The sequence below is a fragment of the Mesorhizobium intechi genome (genome assembly GCF_002879535.1).
In the GTDB taxonomy this organism is placed as follows: Bacteria; Pseudomonadota; Alphaproteobacteria; order Rhizobiales; family Rhizobiaceae; genus Mesorhizobium; species Mesorhizobium intechi.
Window position 1 is genome coordinate 1 of record NZ_PNOT02000183.1, and the last position, 6,287, is coordinate 6,287.

The following is a 6,287-nucleotide window of genomic DNA, read 5'->3' on the forward strand; positions in this document are numbered from 1 at the left end:
CGTCATAGGAGATCGGCAACTTCAGAAAGGGCTGCGGAGCCGTAGCGGTAAACAAAGGCCCGATGGCTCGCCATTCGCGGTGGCCGACCACCTCGAACAGCTTCGACCAGTTGCCGACCTTGATCCCGACCGGCAGGCGTTCCGCCGGCCGTCCGCCCGGCGCATAGGCGCAGCCATTGGCGATCACGTCGCAGCGCGGCTTGCGGAAGGCGAAATCCGTCTCCCACAAGGTAGCCGAATAGCCAGGCACGCCAGTTTGCGTGTCGGCCATGACCAGCGGAACCTGTTCGGCCGATTTCTGCACCAGCCCGCCAGGTTTCGAGGGAAAATCAAACGTCCCTTTCACCACGACGACGATCCACTCGTGGCCGGCCTTGTCCATGCCCATGGTGAACTGATGCGGATAGCCCATCTGGTTCCAGATCTGCATCAGTTCGCCTCCATGTGGCTGGCGAAGATCTGCTCCAGCACCGGCTGCGGCGCTTGCTGATCGACATCGAAAATGTCCGTATGCGCCGTCCACATGACGAGATCGTCGATGACATCGCCTTCGCCATCGACGACCGGCGCTGGCAGGCGGGCCAGCGCCGCGTCGAGCTCGTCCGGCGTCATCTCGCCCCGTTGCGCGGCCAAGGCCGCTTCTTCGATATTTTCGAACCAGACATCGGCATAGGCAAGTTTCAGCGCTGCTTCATCAAGACGCGCGACGACGCTCAAGGGAAACTGCCGGCCGACCCTGTCGGCGCTTTGCACCACGATGCCGGCCGCGGCGCCGAAGGAACCAGGTCCGCTGAGGAAACGCAGCGCAATGTGCCGCGGCCAGGTTTCAAGTCCGAACAGCGGCACGATATGCTGCGCCAGCCAGCGGTCCCATGAGCGCACGAAATCCGCGGTCAGCCGCCGGGTCACGAAATCGCCGGTGGCGGGCATCTTGCCATAGAAGCCGGGTACGATCAGATCTGCGGCGGACATGTGAACTTCTTGAACATTTCGAGCGTGTAGGGGTTCTCGACGCTGGCGGCCTTGAGTTCGAAATCGGCCCACATCCCCTTCGTGCCGAGCCGCAGACTGTAGACGTCGGTGAGCTTGGTCGCGGCGAAGCGACCGCCGCGCAGCATTCTGAGCCACGCCCAGCTGCCGGTCTCGTTGAGCAGCACTTCGGGCGAGCCGTCGACCGGCTGGAAGGCGAGCGAGATCACCCCGGTGCCGTCCTTGCCGGGCCACGTCATCGGTTGGGGTCTGGTTGCGTTGTTATAGTAGACGAGGTTCTGGCCATCGAGGTTGAGCGTGACACGCGCCACGTTGGGGGAGAGGTCCTTGGGCTCCAGCGTGAAGTTCATCACCGGGCCGGTGCCGCCCGGAAACAGATCGTCGCGGATATGCCTCGCCTGCTCGAACGCTGCGAGCGCCGCCGGGTCGAGGCCGAAATCGGCACGCCATTTCCACGGCTCGCTGGCGGTGTCGACGTAATTGATCAGATGGTCGGTGGTGAAGGCATCGATCAGGCCGGTCGGCCCGAACAGACGTTGAAAATCGCGCACATTGACATCGACCGCGCTGTCCGGGCTGAATGGATAGCGGTTGTTGAGCGCCGCCTGGCAGAAGGGCAGTATGTCGGCCCGCCAGATGGCGTTCAGCTCGTTGGTTACGGCCTTCTGCGACAGGCCGCTGGTGTCGCCGGCAATGCCGCCCAGCCACTCGTTGATCGGCGAAGCCAGGATCTGCGCCTGCCTGGCGACCGCGCCGGTCAGTTCGGCGAGGCCACCCTGCTTCTTGATCGCATCCTGCGGGTTGGGATTGGCGGTCACCGTCTGCAACACGTTCGACAGCGCCGTCAGCGCCACGACGGCGGCGTCGAGCGCTGGTGGCTGGCCGTCGACCTGGGCGATGGTGCCTTTGAGCGGCTTGAAATGCTCGGCAACCAAGCTGCCGGTCATGTCCACCTGGTTGGCGGAGCCGGCGCGCGGCAGGAGCTTCGCGCCCGAGGTCACCACCTTGCCCAGCTTGCCGAGCTTGCTGAGCAGCTTGGAGCCGGTCTTGGCGGCAGCGCCACTTTTGTCGTCGGCCGGCGCATCGTCCGAGCGGGTGAGGTCGGTCTCCTGCACCACTGCCGTCAACAGGCGCTTCAGCGCGGAGTCGGCGCTGGAAAGATCCTTCAGGTTTTCACTGGCGATGTTGAGATCGGTAAGCGGCGCAAGCCGCATGTCACGCAGGAAAGAGTCCCACTGGGCGATATAGTCGTCGTAGTAGAGCTTCAAGATGTCCTGCGAGAGCGCCGAGACCGACGTCTCTGAATTCTCCGAGCAGCCGCCGGCAAACACCGCGCGATCGAGGGCCGCCTGTCCCGCTACATCCTCGACCCGGTCGAGGATCGCGTCGTGGAAACCCGCATAGGTGTAGGGCCCGGGGACACCGACGCGCAACGTCTTGTCGGAGCGGCGCGCGAACACTTTGGCGCCGTTCGGCCCGGCGAAATTGGCCGGCACCCATTCCTTGACAGCTGCGACCTCCGGGTCGGCGAGGAGCTGCTTGTAGGCGCGCTGCGGCAATGAGATCGTGCATACAGTCTTCAGCGCCTCCGCGACCAGTGCCTTGTCCGGGGCGATGTAGCTGTCGTCGACGGCCATGCGGCGGATGGCGGCGATTTGGTGCTCTTCGGCGTCCGCCGTGGGGAACGGCGGAGCCGGCGCGAATTGCGGCAGGCTGTTCACCCACCAGTTCTGGACGAAATCGGTGTCCATCTGCGACAGGCCGGTCATCATCCGGTAGGTCTTCAGCGCGCCGAGCATGAAATCCGGATCGCGGATTTGCCGCCACATCGTGGCCTCGAGCAGGGCGACCATATGCGGCTCGAGCACGTTGCGCAGCGCATGGTCGTAGGTATCGGTCTGCGCGCGCACCAGTTCCGGCGAAGCGGTAGGGCCGAGCAGGTTATGGACGGCGTCTGGCGGCGGCGTTCGGGCGGTCGCCACCGCATCCATCGCCGCCAGCGCGCCATCCATGGTCGGCTGCTCGACCGCGGCCGGCGTGGCGGCGACTTGGGTGAGCGGCCCTTGCAGGGCTTCGAACTGGCCGGCCTGTTCGGTGATCGCATTGCGGTTGTCGAGGTAGGACCAGGTGAACAGTCCGCCGGCCAGCAGGGCCGCGAGCGCACAGGCGGCCGCGGCCCCGCGCCAGATCCAGGCGCGGCGGCGCTGCGCCAGTGGATCGAACGTGCCAAGGCCGGCCTCCTTGAAGATCACTTCGGTGAGAAGGTTCCTGAGGAAGAAGCTGCGCTTCTCAACGCGCGCCGCCGGCATGGCGCGGCGCGGCGGCAGCCCGAAGGACGATGACAACGCCGCGGTCAGGCGGTCGATGGGGGCGCCTTCCTGTGTCGCCGATGTCAGATAAAGGCCACGCAGCCACGCGGCTTCCTCATAGCGGCTTTCGCCGAACATCGCGTCGATCAGCACCTGGATCGGCCCGTTGAGGCTAGCCAACTGCGCCGGAAAACGAAAGATCTCGGCGCGCGAGCCAAGCTTGTCTTCGTCTTCAAGGCGCGGCACCAGCCGTCGCTCCAGCTCGGTGCCAAGCCGGGCCAGCTCCGCCTGGATCATGCCGGCGTTGACGCGGGCATCCAACGGAAAGGTGGTTCCCCACACCTGCTCGCGCGCGCTCGTCGACAAGCCGCCGAAGAAGGCTTGGAACCCTTTGATCAGGTCGGCTTTCGTCAGCATCAGGTAGACAGGCAGACGAATCTCCAGTCGATCGTTGAGCTCCGCCAGTCGGCGGCGGATCTTGCGGCCGTGCGCCTTGATCGCTTCGTCGCCCTCGGAGAGCACATCGATCGACAGCGCGACAATGACGCCGTTGAGCGCGCGGCGTCCGCGGTGCTTTTTAAGAAGGTCCAGGAAGCCCAGCCATTCCGCGGCGTCGACGTCCGGCTGGCTCTCCTGCTGGACGTAGCGGCCCGCAGTGTCGATCAGCACGGCGTTCTCGGAGAAAAACCAGTCGCAGTTGCGCGTGCCGCCGACACCCTGCAGATCATCGGTCAGATCGATTGGAAAATTGAGGCCCGACTGGCGCAATGCCGTGGTCTTGCCGGCGGCCGGAGGCCCGACGATCACATACCACGGCATCTCGCGCAGGAACTTTCGCCCGCCGAGCTTGCGCCGCTTGAGCTCGGCCATCACCTCGCCGAACTTGGCGCCGACGGCTGCAACGCTCTCCTCGCCAGGCGTGAGCTGCTTTTCGGCCACGGGTGCCGCGATCTCGGCGACGAACATGCGGTTGGCGCGGATCGCGCGCCGTTGCGCGATGATCAGCCAGATCAGCCACAGGATGATCAGCCCCGCGATGATGGCGATGCGCACATTATCGGATTCGAATGGCACGTACGGGCCGACCTGGACGATCGGGCCGAATACCCAGATCAAAAGCGAAAGCAGCGCAAGGCCGATAAGCGTCCAGAGAAAGCGCGAGGTGATGACCGCCCAGAGGAAGCGCAGGATGAACATGTCAGAGCCTCTTCTCGACCAGGACCTCGACACGCCGGTTGAGCGCGCGGCCCTCGCGCGTCGAGTTGTCGGCCACCGGATCGGTGTCGGCGCGGCCTTCGGAATGGATGCGCTCCTGTGGCACGCCGGCCTGCACCAGGAGGTCCGCTATGGTTTGGGCACGTGCCTCCGAAAGCCGCTGGTTGCTCGCGAGCGGATTGGACCGTTGCAGGCGTACATTGTCGGTATGGCCGACGATCGTGATGTTTCCGATCAGCTCCTGATTGGCGAGTATCACCTTGGCGATCGACTGGACCAGGGGCTCATAGCCCTGCGACAGTGTCGGCCGGGAGGACTGGAAGAGTTCGGGGTTGGACGACTGGATGATCAGCTTGGCCAGCGAGACGCTCTCGGTGCCGCTGAGCGCGTCCTTGAGGCCCGCCGGTGCTTCGGCCTTGAACGCGGGCAGCAGCGCGAAATCGACCGGCTGCGGCGGTTCGGGTTCGGGCGTATCCTGCTTGGGCGCGGCGCGGGTAACATCCGCGCGCGAGGCCGGCGGCAGCGTGCGCACAAGGGCGGAGAGTTCGACCGCCCGGCTGCTCAAGTTCATCGATAGACCGATATAAGCGATCGCGGCGGCGACAACCGCGGCAAGTGCCATCACCCAGATCGGAACGATGAAGCGCTGCGGCTCGTCGGAAGCGATCACGCCTTTCCAGTTCGGCGACAGCGGCGCGTCCTCGGCGTCCGCATTGCGCAGGAAGCGCGCGGCTGCCACGCGCACGGCATTGAGCGAACGGTCGCCGGCGCGGCCGGGCACCCGGTACTTGCCGCGGAAACCGAGCGCCAGGCAGTAATACTGAAGCTCAAGCATCTCGCGGTCGCGGTTGGGATGGCGCTCCAGTTCGTCAAGGCGGGTGAAAAACTGGGTGCCGGCATCGACATCGCCACGCAGCATGACCACCAGCGGCTGGCGCGGCCAGGCGCTGGCGCCGCCCCACGGCGTGTTCAGCGCGAGGTCGTCGAGCAACGCCGCCACGGCCCAGGCCGCTTGGTCGGCGCGCTCCAGCGAGGAGCCCGCCGCCATCGCGGCGTCGCGCGCCTGAACCAGCTCGTCGAGCAGGCGCGTGCGCATCGCTTCCGGGTTCTCCGGCGCCAGCGCGCTTTCGAGCTCCGGCGCGAATTCGAGCAATGGAGCGAAGATATTGATGAGCGTGTTGGGGTGGGCGCGCGCCCTTTTTACCGGCGCGCCCGGTGCCAGCGGCGCCATCGGCCGTGGCGCGGCGCCCGCCAGCCTGATGCGTGTGCGTTCGCGATCCTCCGACAGTCCGAAAGGATCATCCCGGCTCATGGCCTCACCTGTTCACTGAGTAGCAGTCGACCTGCGGCTCGCTCGGCAGGACACCGGAAACGCCGATGACGAAGCCGGGGGCGTCGAGCAACGAGGCCCAGTGCTCGCTCTTCTGGTCAAGCTCCAGGCACAGCCGGTCGCCATCATAGGGAATCTCGCGTGGCTGCGAATGAAGCGGTTTCAGCGGAATACCCGGCAGGCGCGACTTCCAAAGGCCCTCGAACTGGTCTGCGGCGCCGACTGTTGCCTGGTTGACGAAAATCTTGCGCAGCGCGTCTTCCGACAGTTCCGATCCGACGCGGATGACGATGCGGCTGGCGACCAAGAGCTTCGGATTGTCGATGCGCACTTTCCAGACATTCGTCGCGTGCCGCATGACCGGCAGCGCGCGTGATTTCGGCTCGATGTAGCGCAGGCTGAGGATGAGCGAACGCAAGGCGTCGGCCAGCGCCATATAGGCG

Annotated in this window: 5 protein-coding genes; all 5 read right to left on the bottom strand. The window is 65.5% G+C overall.

Annotation, left to right across the window (positions count from 1 at the left end; all coding sequences use genetic code 11):
- Positions 1–430: DUF2169 domain-containing protein (locus tag C1D09_RS15450; RefSeq protein ID WP_143975127.1), on the bottom strand; the 430-nt coding region annotated here is incomplete at its 3' end.
- A complete protein-coding gene (gene tagF / locus C1D09_RS15455) occupies positions 430–972 on the bottom strand; it encodes a type VI secretion system-associated protein TagF (RefSeq protein ID WP_143975128.1) in 543 nt (180 codons plus the stop codon). The genes tagF and C1D09_RS15450, both read right to left, overlap by 1 nt.
- Positions 954–4,496: a type VI secretion system membrane subunit TssM gene (gene tssM, locus C1D09_RS15460; RefSeq protein ID WP_143975129.1), complete on the bottom strand. Its 3,543-nt coding sequence runs from the start codon at positions 4,494–4,496 to the stop codon at positions 954–956. Before tssM ends, tagF begins: the two co-directional genes overlap by 19 nt.
- A gap of 1 nt (position 4,497) precedes the next feature.
- On the bottom strand, positions 4,498–5,826 hold the full coding sequence (gene tssL, locus C1D09_RS15465) for a type VI secretion system protein TssL, long form (protein WP_143975130.1): 1,329 nt from the start codon (positions 5,824–5,826) through the stop codon (positions 4,498–4,500).
- A 4-nt stretch (positions 5,827–5,830) separates the two neighbouring features.
- On the bottom strand, positions 5,831–6,287 hold a 457-nt coding region (tssK, locus tag C1D09_RS15470; RefSeq protein WP_167514630.1), incomplete at its 5' end, for a type VI secretion system baseplate subunit TssK.